The organism is Phenylobacterium sp. (genome assembly GCF_041916435.1).
Lineage (GTDB): Bacteria > Pseudomonadota > Alphaproteobacteria > Caulobacterales > Caulobacteraceae > Phenylobacterium.
Map to the genome: position 1 here is coordinate 474,068 of NZ_JAYRZM010000001.1, position 13,223 is coordinate 487,290.

At 71.8% G+C, this 13,223-nt stretch carries 11 protein-coding genes; 8 read left to right on the top strand and 3 right to left on the bottom strand.

What is annotated here, in order from left to right; genetic code table 11:
• Window position 1: 1 nt before the first annotated feature.
• Entirely contained in the window at window positions 2-1,675 is a 1,674-nt protein-coding gene (locus tag ACE3TA_RS02330; RefSeq protein WP_374570086.1) for a glycosyltransferase family 4 protein, read from the bottom strand.
• A gap of 171 nt (window positions 1,676-1,846) precedes the next feature.
• Between ACE3TA_RS02330 and guaB the strand changes: the two genes are divergently transcribed.
• From guaB to guaA, 4 genes are read left to right on the top strand one after another with little or no spacing between them, the layout of a single operon-like run.
• Window positions 1,847-3,310, top strand: a complete 1,464-nt coding sequence (guaB, locus tag ACE3TA_RS02335; RefSeq protein WP_374570087.1) for an IMP dehydrogenase — start codon at window positions 1,847-1,849, stop codon at window positions 3,308-3,310.
• Between the two features lie 3 nt (window positions 3,311-3,313).
• A complete protein-coding gene (locus ACE3TA_RS02340) occupies window positions 3,314-3,712 on the top strand; it encodes an MAPEG family protein (RefSeq protein ID WP_374570088.1) in 399 nt (132 codons plus the stop codon).
• A gap of 9 nt (window positions 3,713-3,721) precedes the next feature.
• Window positions 3,722-5,026: an RsmB/NOP family class I SAM-dependent RNA methyltransferase gene (locus tag ACE3TA_RS02345; RefSeq protein WP_374570089.1), complete on the top strand. Its 1,305-nt coding sequence runs from the start codon at window positions 3,722-3,724 to the stop codon at window positions 5,024-5,026.
• Window positions 5,023-6,582: a glutamine-hydrolyzing GMP synthase gene (gene guaA / locus ACE3TA_RS02350; protein ID WP_374570090.1), complete on the top strand. Its 1,560-nt coding sequence runs from the start codon at window positions 5,023-5,025 to the stop codon at window positions 6,580-6,582. Before ACE3TA_RS02345 ends, guaA begins: the two co-directional genes overlap by 4 nt.
• 16 nt (window positions 6,583-6,598) lie before the next feature.
• Here guaA and ACE3TA_RS02355 read toward each other — a convergent pair whose 3' ends face one another.
• Entirely contained in the window at window positions 6,599-7,429 is an 831-nt protein-coding gene (locus tag ACE3TA_RS02355; RefSeq protein WP_374570091.1) for a phytanoyl-CoA dioxygenase family protein, read from the bottom strand.
• A gap of 321 nt (window positions 7,430-7,750) precedes the next feature.
• Here ACE3TA_RS02355 and ACE3TA_RS02360 point away from each other — a divergent pair, with 321 nt between their 5' ends.
• From ACE3TA_RS02360 to ACE3TA_RS02375, 4 genes are read left to right on the top strand one after another with little or no spacing between them, the layout of a single operon-like run.
• Entirely contained in the window at window positions 7,751-8,005 is a 255-nt protein-coding gene (locus ACE3TA_RS02360) for a YtcA family lipoprotein (protein WP_374570092.1), read from the top strand.
• Between the two features lie 4 nt (window positions 8,006-8,009).
• Window positions 8,010-9,059, top strand: coding sequence for a multidrug transporter subunit MdtN (mdtN, locus tag ACE3TA_RS02365; protein ID WP_374570093.1), 1,050 nt, complete (start codon window positions 8,010-8,012; stop codon window positions 9,057-9,059).
• On the top strand, window positions 9,040-10,971 hold the full coding sequence (locus ACE3TA_RS02370; RefSeq protein ID WP_374570094.1) for an FUSC family protein: 1,932 nt from the start codon (window positions 9,040-9,042) through the stop codon (window positions 10,969-10,971). The genes mdtN and ACE3TA_RS02370 overlap by 20 nt, the downstream gene beginning before the upstream one ends.
• On the top strand, window positions 10,964-12,508 hold the full coding sequence (locus ACE3TA_RS02375; protein ID WP_374570095.1) for a TolC family protein: 1,545 nt from the start codon (window positions 10,964-10,966) through the stop codon (window positions 12,506-12,508). The genes ACE3TA_RS02370 and ACE3TA_RS02375 overlap by 8 nt, the downstream gene beginning before the upstream one ends.
• Before the next feature lie 3 nt (window positions 12,509-12,511).
• On the opposite strand, the gene ACE3TA_RS02380 is transcribed toward ACE3TA_RS02375, so the two are convergent.
• The gene (locus ACE3TA_RS02380) at window positions 12,512-13,141 is read right to left on the bottom strand and encodes a glutathione S-transferase family protein (protein WP_374570096.1); all 630 of its coding nucleotides are present in this window, start codon (window positions 13,139-13,141) and stop codon (window positions 12,512-12,514) included.
• Window positions 13,142-13,223: the final 82 nt, after the last annotated feature.

Sequence of the window (13,223 nt, forward strand, 5' to 3'; positions counted from 1 at the left end):
CTCAGGCCTCCCAGGCCAGGACGCCGAGCTTGCACATCCAGGCCAGGGTGAGGCGCATCGGCCCGGCCGGCTGGCCCGGCGTCTTGGCCAACACCTCGGCCACCGTCGCCGCCTCGCCGCGCTCGATGAGGCCGAAGGCGTGGACGGCCTGCGCGAAGGGCGCGCGCACGTAGCTCGCCACGCGGTCGAGCGCGATCTCGTTGGCGCGCGTCAGGTCGTCGATCGTCGCACCGGGACGGATCGCCAGGCGCGTCGCCGGGGCGAGCGTGGCGGTCGCGAAGCCGGCGAACTGGCGGAAGGGGTCGATGACGACGGGGTTGAGCGCGCGGCGCTCCGGCTCTGGCGCGGCGGCTGAACGGATCTGCGCAAGCTCTTGGAACAGCTCGCGAAACTGGCCGATGACCACCGGCCAGTCGAAGACCTCGGCGACGCGCGCGCGCCCGGCCGCGCCCATGCGCCTGCGAAGCTCCGGCGAGCGGATCAGCTCGGCCAACGCCCGCGCCGCGCGGCCGACGTCGACGGCGGTGTGCTGGGCGACGGTGCCCACATAGGACTGGTAGCTCTCCACCTGCATCAGGTGGCGCCAGGCGAGCGCTTGGCCCGATCCGTCCAGCGGCCCGCCGAGGGTGGGGATCAGGAAGCCGTCCTGGCCGTCGCGCACGGTGAAGCTGTAGCCGTCCCAGTCGCTGACCACCACCGGCAGGCCCGCCGCCATCGCCTCCACCGGCGTGAGTCCGAAGGTCTCCTGGATGTTGTCGACCAGCGACATGAAGATGTCAGCGCCGGCCCACAGATCGGCCACCCGGGCCTGGTCGTTGCCGTTCTCGAAGGTGACGCGCACCTGGGGGGCGTAGGCCTCGGCGGCCTCGCGGTAGCGTCTTTGGTCGGCGTCGGCGTCGGGGAACCAGCCGGCCATGGCGAAATGCACGTGCGCGCCGGTCTCCGCGGCCGCCTCCTGCAGCGCCCGGAACATGGACTGGGGATAGGCCTTTTCGAAGAACGACAGCCGCCCGACCCACAGCACCAGCACGTCGTCGGCCTCCAGGCCGAGTTCCGCGCGCAGGGCGGCCCGCGCATCCGGCCGGTCGGCGCTCCTGGCGAAGCGGGCGCCGTCCACGCCGAGCGGGACCACCGGCAGCATGGGGCGCGGCCCCGGCCGGCCGCCGAAACGGTCGGCGAGATAGGCGTCCCAGGCGTCGTAGACGCCGGCCAGGGCGTCGCGCACCGAGGGAGAGGTGCAGACCTGGGCGTCCCAGGGCCGGGTCGGGGCCACCGCGGCGTTGACCATGCGCTGAAGCAGCGCCGGCGGCGCGAGCGTGTGCACCAGTCCGACCAGGCTGTAGGCCTCGTCGCCGGCCGCGGCGCGGCGCTCCCAGGCCAGGTCCTGCAGATCCGGATCGCCGCGGAAGAGCACGCCGGACCGGATCGCCGCCTCGCGCGCCTCGGGCGAGGCGCGCTGCGCCAGGCGGGGCGGGGGCTGCGCGCCGTCCAGCCCGAAGGTCTGCGACAGCGCCTCGGGCGTCGCCGCCTCCTGGGTGACGAAGGTCAGCGGATCGAAGCCGCCGTGCAGCGCCACGGCGCGGTAGAGCTGGCGGTTGGCGATGGTCCGGCCGAAGGGATTGCGGTCGGAGGCGAAGGCGCCCGCGCCGATGTAGATCGCCAAGCTCGACGTCACGCCCCTGAATCTCCCACGCGTCCCCTGGACCGAACCGAGCTTCTAGCAGACACGGCCGTCCTGGCGAGGCGCGCCGACATGCGAACGCCATCGGCCTTCGCCATTCTGCGTCAGGTCAATTGACTCGGGGCCGGTTTGCGAAGATACCCGCCCCGCAAAACGGAGAGTCTCATGGAGATTCGCGAAGGGCTCACCTTCGACGATGTTTTGCTCGAACCCGGCGCATCCGACGTGATGCCCACCCAGGTGGACACGTCCACCCGGTTCACGCGCGAAATCAGTCTGAATATCCCCATCGTGTCCGCCGCCATGGATACGGTCACCGAAAGCCGGCTGGCCATCGCCATGGCCCAGGCCGGCGGCATGGGGATCCTTCACCGCAACCTCACCATCGAGGAGCAGGCCGATCAGGTCCGCGAGGTGAAGCGTTACGAAAGCGGCATGGTCATCAATCCGATGACCATCAATCCCGACACGACCCTGCGCGAGGTCCGCGAGATCAAGGCGCAGCGGAAGATCTCGGGCTTCCCGGTGGTGGAGCCGGACACCGGAAAGCTGGTGGGCATCCTCACCAACCGGGACATGCGCTTCGAGAACGGCGACAACACGCCGGCCAGGGCGCTGATGACCAAGACCGATCTGGTCACGGTGCGCGAGGGCGTCTCCCAGGCCGAGGCCCGCCAGCTCCTGCGCGAGAAGAAGATCGAACGGCTGATCGTGGTCGATGACGACTACCGCGCCGTGGGCCTGATCACCGTCAAGGACATGGAGAAGGCCCAGGCCCATCCGCTGGCGGCCAAGGACGGCCAGGGCCGCCTCCTGGTCGGGGCGGCCTCCACGGTGGGCGACGCCGGCTTCGAGCGCTCCGCCGCCCTGGTGGACGCCGGGGTCGACGTGGTGGTGATCGACACCGCCCACGGCCATAACGCCGACGTCGCCAAGGCCGTCGGCCGGCTCAAGCGCGAGACCAACCGCGTGCAGATCGTCGCCGGCAACGTCGCCACCTATGACGGCGCCAGGGCCCTGATCGACGCGGGCGCGGACGCGGTGAAGGTCGGCATCGGGCCCGGCTCGATCTGCACCACCCGCATTGTCGCCGGGGTCGGCGTGCCCCAGCTCACGGCCATCGCCGACGCCGTGCGCGCCGCCGCCGGCACCGACGTGCCGATCATCGCCGACGGCGGGATCAAGTACTCGGGCGACCTGGCCAAGGCGCTCGCCATGGGCGCCCAGGTGGCGATGATGGGCTCGGCCTTCGCCGGCACCGACGAGTCGCCCGGCGAGGTGTTCCTCTACCAGGGCCGATCCTACAAGGCCTATCGCGGCATGGGCTCGCTGAGCGCCATGTCCCGCGGCTCGGCCGACCGCTACTTCCAGAAGGAGGTGTCGGACGCGCTGAAGCTGGTGCCCGAGGGCATCGAGGGACAGGTGGCCTACAAGGGCCCGATCAGCGCCATCCTGCACCAGATGGTCGGCGGCCTGCGCGCGGCCATGGGTTACACCGGCGCGGCGGACCTGGCGGCGTTCCGCAAGAACGCCCGGTTCATCCGCATCACCGGCGCGGGGCTGCGCGAAAGCCACGTGCACGACGTGATGATGGTGCGCGAGGCGCCCAACTACACGAGCCCGGTCTAGCCGATGAAGACCGCGCCCGAGCTCCAGCTTCTGGCCGTCGGCGCGGCCGTCGGCGTCGTCCAGATCCTCTGGGCGGCGGCGGCGGCCAACCGCCAGCGGGCGGACCTGGGCTGGGCGATCGGCTCGCGCGACGAGCCGCGCCCGCTCACCGGCGTGGCCGGGCGGCTGGAGCGGGCGCTGCGCAACTATCTGGAGACCTTCCCGCTGTTCGCCGCGGTGGTGGTGGTCGCCTATCTGGCCGGAAAGCTCGGGCCGCTCACCCTGTGGGGCTCCGGGCTCTATGTGGCGGCCCGCGCGCTCTATGTCCCGCTCTATGCGGCGGGCGCGCCGATGGTCCGCAGCCTGGTCTGGACCGTGGGATTGGTGGGGATCCTCCTCGTGCTCGCTGCGATCTTCCTATGAGGCCGGCCCTTGCGTGACGGCGGACGCCTTGCGGCGGCCATCGATGTCCTCACCGAAGTCGAAATGCGCCACCGGCCCGTCAGGCTGGCGCTGAAGACGTGGGGGGATGGGGCGCGCTACGCCGGCTCCAAGGACCGGGCGTGGGTTTCCGGCCTGGTGCTCGACGTGCTGCGCCGCCGCCGCTCGCTGGCCTGGCGCATGGGCGAGGAAAGCCCGCGCGCCGCCGCCCTGGCCGCGCTTGGCTTGCTGTGGGGCTGGCCGGTGGAGCGGATCGCCGCGGCCGCTGGCGAGGCGCCGCATGGGCCTGGGGCGTTGAGCGAAGCGGAGATCGCCGCGCTGGCGACGCCCAGGCCGCTCGACGACGCGCCCGCGCCGGTGCGCGGCGACTATCCCGACTGGCTGGAGCCGTCGCTGGAGCGGGTGTTCGGCGCGCGCCGCGCCGAGGAGCTGGCCGCCCTGGCCGAACGCGCGCCGGTGGACCTGCGCGTCAACACCCTGAAGACCGATCCGGAGCGGGCGCTGAAGGCGCTCGCGCCGCTCAACGCCCAGCCGGCCGGGCTGCTGGACACGGCCGTGCGCATGGCCGCGCCGGACCCGACCGCGCGGGGCGGGGCGGTGGAGACCATCCCCGCCTTCTCCAAGGGCTGGTTCGAGGTGCAGGACCTGGGCAGCCAGATCGCCGCGGCGGCGGCCGGCGAGGTGAAGGGCAAGCAGGTGCTGGACCTGTGCGCCGGGGGTGGGGGCAAGACGCTCGCCCTGGCCGCGGCCATGGCCAACACCGGCCAGATCTACGCCTACGACGCCGACGCCCGGCGCCTGGCCGACACCATCCGCCGGGGCGACCGCGCCGGGGTGCGCAACCTGCAGGTCCGCTCTCCCGTGAACCCCGACCCGCTGAAGGGGCTGGAGGGGCGCATGGACGTGGTGTTCATCGACGCGCCGTGCACCGGCTCCGGCTCCTGGCGGCGCCATCCCGACACCAAGTGGCGGTTGACGGCCGAGGCGCTGGCGCGCCGCACCGCCGACCAGGACGCGGTGCTGGACGCCGGCGCGGGCTTCGTGAAGCCCGGCGGCCGGATCATCTACGTCACCTGCTCGATCCTGCCCGAGGAGGACGAGGACCGGGTGGCCGCCTTCCTCGCCCGCCATGACGGCTTCGCCGTCCGCCCCGCACCGGCGCCCGCCGAGCTGGCGGATCGCCTGACGCCCGAGGGCTTTCTTCGCCTGACCCCCTTGTCCTCCGCTACGGACGGCTTCTTTGTCGCCGTGCTGGAGAAGACGCCCACCTCAGACCCCGCAAAGCCGAACCCATGACCGAACCCGCCCACGAACGCGTCCTCATCGTCGACTTCGGCAGCCAGGTGACCCAGCTGATCGCCCGGCGGCTGCGCGAGAGCGGCGTCTATTGCGAGATCCACCCCTACGACAAGGTCGAGCCCATGCTGGAGGCCTTCGGCCCCAAGGCGGTGATCCTGTCGGGCGGGCCGGCCAGCGTGCACGAGGACGAGAGCCCGGCGGTGACCCACAAGGTCTTCGAGCAGGGCGTGCCGGTGCTGGGCATCTGCTACGGCGAGATGACCATGTGCGCCGAGCTGGGCGGCAGGGTGGAAGGCGGCCATTCGCGCGAGTTCGGCCGGGCCGAGATCCTGATCGAGAAGGAGAGCCCGCTCCTGGCCGGCCTCGGCGAGGTGGGCGCCAAGGAGACGGTCTGGATGAGCCACGGCGACAAGATCACCGCCGTGCCGCTGGGCTTCGAGGTCGTGGCGAGCTCCGAGGGCTCGCCCTTCGCCGTGATCGCCGACGAGGGCCGCCGCTTCTACGGCATCCAGTTCCACCCGGAGGTGGCCCACACCCCGCGCGGGGCGCTGATGCTGCGCAACTTCACCCACCGCATCGCCGGGCTGAAGGGCGACTGGACCATGGCCTCGTTCCGCCAGGAGATGGTCGCCAGGATTCGCGAGCAGGTGGGCGAGGAGAAGGTGATCTGCGGCCTTTCCGGCGGCGTGGATTCCTCGGTGGCCGCCGTCCTGATCCACGAGGCCATCGGCGACCAGCTCACCTGCGTCTTCGTCGACACCGGCCTTCTGCGGCTGAACGAGGCCGAGCAGGTCGTGACCATGTTCCGCGACCACTACAACATCCCGCTGGTGCACGTTGACGCCTCGAAGGAATTCCTGGGCGCGCTGGCCGGCGTCACCGATCCGGAAACCAAGCGCAAGACCATCGGCAAGCTGTTCATCGACGTCTTCGACCGGGAAAGCGCCAAGATCGAGGGCGCGACCTTCCTGGCCCAGGGCACGCTCTATCCGGACGTGATCGAGAGCGTCTCGGCCCGCGGCGGCCCGTCCGCCGTGATCAAGAGCCACCACAACGTCGGCGGCCTGCCGGACTACATGAAGCTGAAGCTGGTCGAGCCGCTGCGCGAGCTCTTCAAGGACGAGGTGCGGGCCCTGGGCGTAGAGCTTGGCCTGCCGCCGGCCTTCGTCGGCCGCCACCCGTTCCCGGGGCCGGGCCTGGCCATCCGCATCCCCGGCGAGATCACCCCGGAAAAGGTCTCGGTGCTGCAGAAGGCCGACGCCATCTATCTGGACGAGATCCGCAAGGCCGGCCTCTACGACTCCATCTGGCAGGCCTTCGCCGTGCTGCTGCCGGTGAAGACCGTCGGCGTGATGGGCGATGCGCGCACCTACGAGGACGTGCTGGCCCTGCGCGCGGTGACCTCCACCGACGGCATGACCGCCGACTTCTTCGAATTCCCCTGGGATGTCCTGGGCCGCTGCGCGACCCGGATCATCAATGAAGTCAAGGGCGTGAACCGCGTGGTCTACGACGTGACCTCAAAGCCGCCCGGCACCATCGAGTGGGAGTGAGGGGCGGCCTTTCCGCCTATTCCGAAACGGCCGCCAGGCTGGCGTGCGCCGTCGGCGTGGAGACGTGGAAGATCGGATTGTCCGGCTCCGAGCGCTTCATCGCGTAGTAGCGCGCGTAGTGATCGCCCTCGGCCAGGGGATTGAACGTGAAGAAGAACATGCGCCGGGTGGAGCCGGTGGCGTTCACGTCCGAGCGGTGCGGCACGTAGGAATCGAACAAGACGACGTCGCCGCGCCGTGCGGGCGTGCTCTCCCAGGTCAGGCGCTCGGCCAGTTCGTCGACGACGTCGCCGTTGCGGGGCCCGCCTTCATAGGCGTCCAGCGCGCGGCCCGGCTCTCCGGCCTCGCGCGGCGTCGACAGCTCCTCGAGGTAGTGCGGAGCGAACTCCAGGCAGCCGTTCTCGACGGTGGCGTCGTCGAGCACGATGGCCACGGTCAGGTGGAAGGCCGGGCCGAAGCCCTTGTAGGCGGTGATGTCCTGGTGCGGCCGGAACGCGCCGCCGCCGGGCTGCTTGAGATTGCACTTGTCCTTGAAGAGCGCCATCGGCTGGCCGGCGGCCGCCTCCGCCCACGGGCGCAGCCGCTCGGCGGCAAGGCGCGCGAACGCCGGGCTCGAGCCGACCAGATGCTCGACGCGGCAGACCTTGAGCGGATCGGACCGCTCGGCGACGACGATCGGCGCCTCTTGCGGGCCCGGCCAGGGCTGGTCGCTCCCGCGCAGGCGCGCGTCGGCGAAGGCCATCAGCTCGGCCAGGGCGGCCTCGATCCCGGCCAGTTCGGCGGCGTCCAGGGCCTGCGGCAGCAGGGCGTAGCCCCGGCTCGGCGTGTATGCGGATGACGCCTGCATCGTCCTGTTCGTCCTTCGTCGGTCTGGCCCTGGCCGGCCTGGAGTGCGCGCGACGCGCCGCCAGGGCCAGGCGCTGAAGCGGTTTGCGTGATGGTCGCCCGGAACCTGAGGCGCCATCAAGAGCGCGTCCGGAATCGGGCTGCACCGGACTAACCACAGACGCATTGCAGTATCTTTACGGCGGCGCCCAGGCGATCGCCTAAGAATTGGCGGGGTTCGACGATCGCCAACTCGCCCGCACGTTGAAGCTTGGCCGATGGTCGCGCAGGCGGCTATGAAGCGCTGACGGCCGCCGGCGCCGGGCGACGGGGAGACGCGAGCGTGGGACGCCTACGAGCCTTGCCGGTGTCGTTCGCCTTGGGCCTGAGCGGGTGCGCCGCGCCGTCCGTGTCGGCGTTCGGCGCCTACTTCCCGGCGTGGCTGCTGTGCATGCTGCTCGGTGTGGCCGCGGCGATCGCGGCGCGGGTCGTCTTCGTCACGCTGAAGCTGGCCGACGTGATACCCGCTCAGCTTTTCGTCTGCGCGGCGATCGGCGCGATCGTCGCCAGCCTCCTGTGGCTCATCTGGATCGGGTAGGGCGATGGACGTGGAAGGCCGGCGCAAGCCTGCGATCTGGGCGAAGCTCGCCGCGGCGGCGATCATATTGCTTGCGGCCGTCGCGCTCTTCGCCGCCTGGCGGCGCACGACAGTCCATCCGGCGACGGACGACGCGACGATCGACGCCGACGTCGTGCACGTCGCTTCGCTGGTGGGCGGCAAGGTGGTGCGGATCGGCGTCGAGGAGAACGCCCAGGTGCGCAAGGGCGATCTTCTGTTCCAGATCGACCCGGTTCCCTACCAGGCCACGCTCGCCCAGGCGCAGGCGGACCTGAACCTGGCGCAGGCGGGGCTGGAAACGCAGCGGCGGCTGGTCGCCACGCAGCGCTCCACTGCGGTGGTCGCCGCAGACCAGATTCGGCGGGCCGAGGCCAACCGCGCGCTGGCGGAACGCACGGTGCGAAGGCTCCGCCCGCTGGCCGCCGAGGGCTACATCCCGCGCCAACAGCTCGACCAGGCCGAGGTCGCCTTGCGCGACGCCGAGGTCTCGCTGCGCCAGGCGCGCGAGCAGCAGACGGCCGCGTCCGGGGCCGTCGACACCGTGGCCGGGGCGAGCGCGGCGGTGCAGGCGCGCGAGGCCGCGCTGGTGGTCGCGCGGCGAGCGCTGGCGGACACGACGGTGCGGGCGCCGCAGAACGGACGGGTGGTGGGCCTTTCGGTCGCCGCCGGCGAGGTCGTCGCGCCCTCGCAGTCCCTGTTCACGCTGGTCGCCTCGGATAGCTGGTTCGCGGTCGGCAATTTCCGGGAGACCGAGCTCAAGCGCATCCACGTGGGCGAGTGCGCCACGGTCTATTCGATGATCGATCGCGGGCGGGCGATCCACGCCGTGGTCGACGGCGTCGGGTCCGGCGTGCTCGACGACGCGCGCATCAATCTGCCGCGCTCGCTGCCCTATGTGGAGAAGTCATTGAACTGGGTCCGGGTCGCCCAGCGTTTCCCGGTGCGGCTGCGCCTGAAGGATCCGCCGCCTGGGCTCATGCGGCTCGGGGCGAGCGCCGTGATCGAGGTGGGGCGTGGCGCGGCCTGCCGCTGACCTTGGCGCCCGCGCGGCCGCGCTCGCGCGGGCCGTCGTCGAGCCCATGCCCGAGCGGGCTGAGTTCGCCTTGCGGCTGGCGCTGATCTGCACGCTCACAACCCTGGCCACGGAGATCTACCGGGCGCCGAGCGCGGCGCTCACCGCCTATGTCGTCTTCTTCCTGAATCGGCCGGACCGGACGAGCAGCCTGCTGCTGAACGTGATCATGACCGTGCTGATCACGATCGTCGTCGGCTTCATCCTGCTGATCGCCAGGACGGTCGTCGACCAGCCCGGACTGCGGCTGGCGGTCATGACCCTGATCTCGCTGAGCATGTTGTTCCTGGCCTCGGCCAGCAAGCTGAAGCCGATCGCCGGCATTCTGGCGATGGTCGTGGCCTATTCGCTGGATCTTCTGGGCGCCATTCCGCTGGGCGAAGCCGCCACGCGGGGCGCGCTCTACGCCTGGCTGTTCGTCGCAACGCCCGCGGCGATCTCGGTGGTGGTCAACCTGCTGATCGCGCCGGCGCCGCGCAAACTCGCCGAGCGCGCCCTGGCCCGTCGACTGCGCGCTGCGGCGGCCATGCTGCGCGGACCGACCCAGGAGGAGCGGGGCGCGTTCGCCGGCCTGTTGGACGAGGGCGTGGCGGAGATTCTCGGGCGGCTGCGGCTGGCGGGCCTGGAGCGCACGTCGCCGCCGGTCGACATCGTCCGGCTGACCGAAGCGGCCTATTCCACCGGAGCGCTGCTGTTTGTCGTCGACGCCCTGGCCGACGCCGAGGGGGCGCCGGAGGCGTGGCGTCGCGAGGCGGCGGCGACGCTCATCGAGATGGCGGAAGCCTTCGAATCCGGCGGTTATCCTGTGAGGATCACGATCGAGTCGGTGCGGGCGGGGCCGATCGCCGAACTCACCGCCGAGTTCGCCCGGACGCTGGAGCGTTTCACCGATCCTCCTTCCGAAGCCTTGCCTCAACCGCAGAAGGCGAAGGGCGGCTTTTTCCTGCCGGACGCCTTCACCAACCCGGTGCATGTGCAATACGCCCTGAAGACCACCGCCGCGGCGATGATCTGCTACCTCTTCTATTCGCTGGCGGACTGGCCCGGCATCCACACCTGCCTGATCACCTGCTACATCGTCGCGCTGGGCACGGCGGCCGAGACGGTGGAGAAGCTGACCCTGCGCATCCTGGGCTGCCTGGTCGGGGCGGCGGCGGGCGTGGCGGCCATCGTCTGGCTGATGCCTGCGTTGACCACCATCGGCGGACTGCTGGTCGTGGTGTTCCTCGGCGCCTTGGCGGCCGCCTGGGTCGCGGCGGGCGCCCCGCGCATCTCCTACGCCGGCTTCCAGATCGCTTTCGCCTTTTTCCTGTGCGTGATCCAGGGAAGCGCCCCGGCTTTCGACCTTGTCGTCGCGCGTGACCGGGTCATCGGCATCCTGATCGGCAACCTGGTGGTCTATGCGATCTTCACCAGGCTGTGGCCGGTGAGCGTGACGGCGCGCGTCGACACCGCCATGGCCGAGTTGCTTCGCGGCCTTGGCCGGCTGGCTCGGCTGGCGGCGCCGGGCCCGCGGCGAAGGCTGCTGCCGGAGCTCGCGACGACGGCGGGCGGCCTGCGGAGCGATCTGCTGGTGGCGCGCTATGAGCCGGCCGGCCTGCGGCCCGGCAGCGACTGGGCCGCGCGTCGCGGCCGCGCGCTGGAGGCGATCCAGGGGCTGGAGGGCCCGCTGCTGCTGAGCCGGCCCGACGATGCGCTCGCCGACCGCCTGGACCGGATCGCGGCGCGGATCGGCGCCGCGCAAGGCCCAGCCGCCGCCGAGACCGAGAGCCCCGCGCCGCAAGCCGAGCGCCGGTCCGCGCGCGCGCCGGCGAATCCCGCGCGCCGGCGGCTCGACGAAGGATTGGAAGAGCTGGAGCAGGCCCTTGGCTAGCCGCGTTCACATCCTGCGCGTCGCGCCGGCGCTCGGCGCGCTGCTGCTGGCCGGGTGCATGGGGACCGGAGCGCTGGAACGGGCGCCGGCGGCGCCCGACCAGCCCTGGCGTCCGGCGACCGGACCGGGCGGAGAGATTCTGGCGGGGCCTCAGGCGCGGGAAGGCGAGCCGGGCGCGGAGCAGGGCTACGTGCTGCCGGAGAATGCGGCGGCCGGCGCGCTGCCGGCCCTGCCGGCGATCGATCCGGCCCGCGAGTACGGCCTGGCCGACCTGATCGACCTGGCCGAGGCGCAAAGTCCCGACACCCGCATCGCCTGGAATCAGGCGCGCAACGCGGCGCTGGCCGCCGGGCTTGCGCGCAGCGTCTTCCTGCCAAGCCTGGCCGCGACGGCCTTGGGCGCCTGGCAGACCAGCCACGGGAACGTCTCGGCGCTGGGGCTGGGCGGCGGCGACGATGGGTCGGCCGACGGCCGGCTCGGCGCGGTCTCGCTGCAGTGGCTGCTGTTCGACTTCGGCGAGCGCGCGGCCGATGCGCGGGCCGCCGATCAGGACGTGGTGATCGCCGATATCCGCTTCACGGCGGCCCATCAGGAGCTGATCCACAGCGTGGCCCTGGCCTACTACGCCTACGCGGCGGCGCGCGCCCGCGTGGCGACGACCGAGCAGTCGATGGCCGACGCCCGAGCGGTGGAGGCGGCGGCGGACGCGCGCTACGCCCACGGCGTCGGTACGGTGATCGAGGTGGCGCAGGCGCGTCAGGCGACCGCGCAGGCGCGGCTTGCCCAGGTCCGGGCGGACGGCGCGGAACGCGACGGCTATGTCCGCCTGATGCTGGCGATGGGGGTTTCGCCCCTGGCCAAGATCCGTATCGCGCCGATGCCCGACCGGCCCTTGTCGCCGGATCTCGAGGCGCCGGTCGAGGACCTGCTTTCGGCGGCGTTGGCGCGGCGGCCGGACGTCCTGGCCGCCTATGCGGCGGAAAAGGCCGCCACGGCGCGGGAGGCGGCCGCGGAGGCCGAACGCTGGCCCAAGCTGTTCGCGTCCGGCAGCGCGGCGACGGCGAGCGGCGACGCGAGCCTGACGGCGATCCCGGCCATCGGCGACCAGTCGCCCACGCTCAATCTTTCCGGGGGACGCCACGGGACGTCGATCATCGCGGGCGTGACGGCGCCCCTGTTCGACGGCGGTCGCCGCCGCACGCTGCACGATCAGGCGCGTATCAGGGCCGACACGGCCCGCCTGACGCTGGATCGCGTCAAGCAGCAGGCGCTGGATCAGATCCTGATGAGCCGCAACGCGCTGCATACCGCGCTGGAGACATACTCCGCCGCGCAGGCGCTGCTGACCGCGGCCCAGACCACCTATGACGCCTCGCTGGCGGCTTATCGCAACGAGGTCGGAAGCTCGACGGACGTCGTGGCGGCCGAACGCCAACTGCTGGAGGCGCGCGACCTGACGACCGACGCGCGCAGCGCCGCGCTCTCGGCCGCGGCGACGCTGGCTCTGGCCGCCGGAACGCTGGGAAGCGCGCCCTGAGGTTCAGGCCGGCTGGGCGGCCTTGGCGATCAGGTCGTCGTCGATCTGGCGGGCGCGCACGGCGGCCGGACGCATGAAGATGCGGCCCATGTAGGCCTCGAAGGCCGGGCGCTTGGGCAGGGCGCCGAAGCTCATGCCCCAGCCGATCTGGCTGCCCACATAGACGTCGGCGGCGGTGAAGCGCTCGCCGGCCACATAGGGGTGGGCGCTGACGGCCGTCTCCAGGGTGTCGACGGCCAGGTCGTAGGAGCCGTAGCCCACCATGGCGCGCCGCTCGGCGGGCGGGTCCAGGCCGAGCGAGTGGTTGACGACCGCCTGCTCCAGCGGCCCGGCGGCGAAGAACAGCCAGCGATAGTAGTCGGCGCGCTCGTCCTCGGCGGGCGCCAGGCCCGCGTCGGGGAACGCCTCGGCCAGATAGGCGCAGATCGCCGCGCATTCGGTCACGACGTGGCCGCGGTGGACGATGGCCGGCACCTTGCCCATCGGGTTGAGGCGCAGGTACTCGTCGGTCTTGGCGGTGGTGGAGAAGTCCAGCAGCACCGTCTCGTAGGGCGCGCCGACCTCCTCGAGCATCCAGCGCGCGATGCGGCCGCGGGACATGGGGTTGGTGTAGAAGACCAGATCGCCGCTCATGGCGTCCTCCCGGGTTTGGTCGTCGCGCAAGACTACCATCGCCGCCGGGCGGGGGCATGGGCGGAGCGGCCCCGGCCGGCGT

Bases quoted from the DNA above. Each gene is read 5' to 3' on its own strand.
- guaB (WP_374570087.1), top strand. From the start codon at position 1,847: ATGGAGATTCGCGAAGGGCTCACCTTCGACGATGTTTTGCTCGAACCC.
- ACE3TA_RS02340 (WP_374570088.1), top strand. From the start codon at position 3,314: ATGAAGACCGCGCCCGAGCTCCAGCTTCTGGCCGTCGGCGCGGCCGTC.
- guaA (WP_374570090.1), top strand. From the start codon at position 5,023: ATGACCGAACCCGCCCACGAACGCGTCCTCATCGTCGACTTCGGCAGC.
- ACE3TA_RS02355 (WP_374570091.1), bottom strand. From the start codon at position 7,429: ATGCAGGCGTCATCCGCATACACGCCGAGCCGGGGCTACGCCCTGCTG.
- mdtN (WP_374570093.1), top strand. From the start codon at position 8,010: ATGGACGTGGAAGGCCGGCGCAAGCCTGCGATCTGGGCGAAGCTCGCC.
- ACE3TA_RS02380 (WP_374570096.1), bottom strand. From the start codon at position 13,141: ATGAGCGGCGATCTGGTCTTCTACACCAACCCCATGTCCCGCGGCCGC.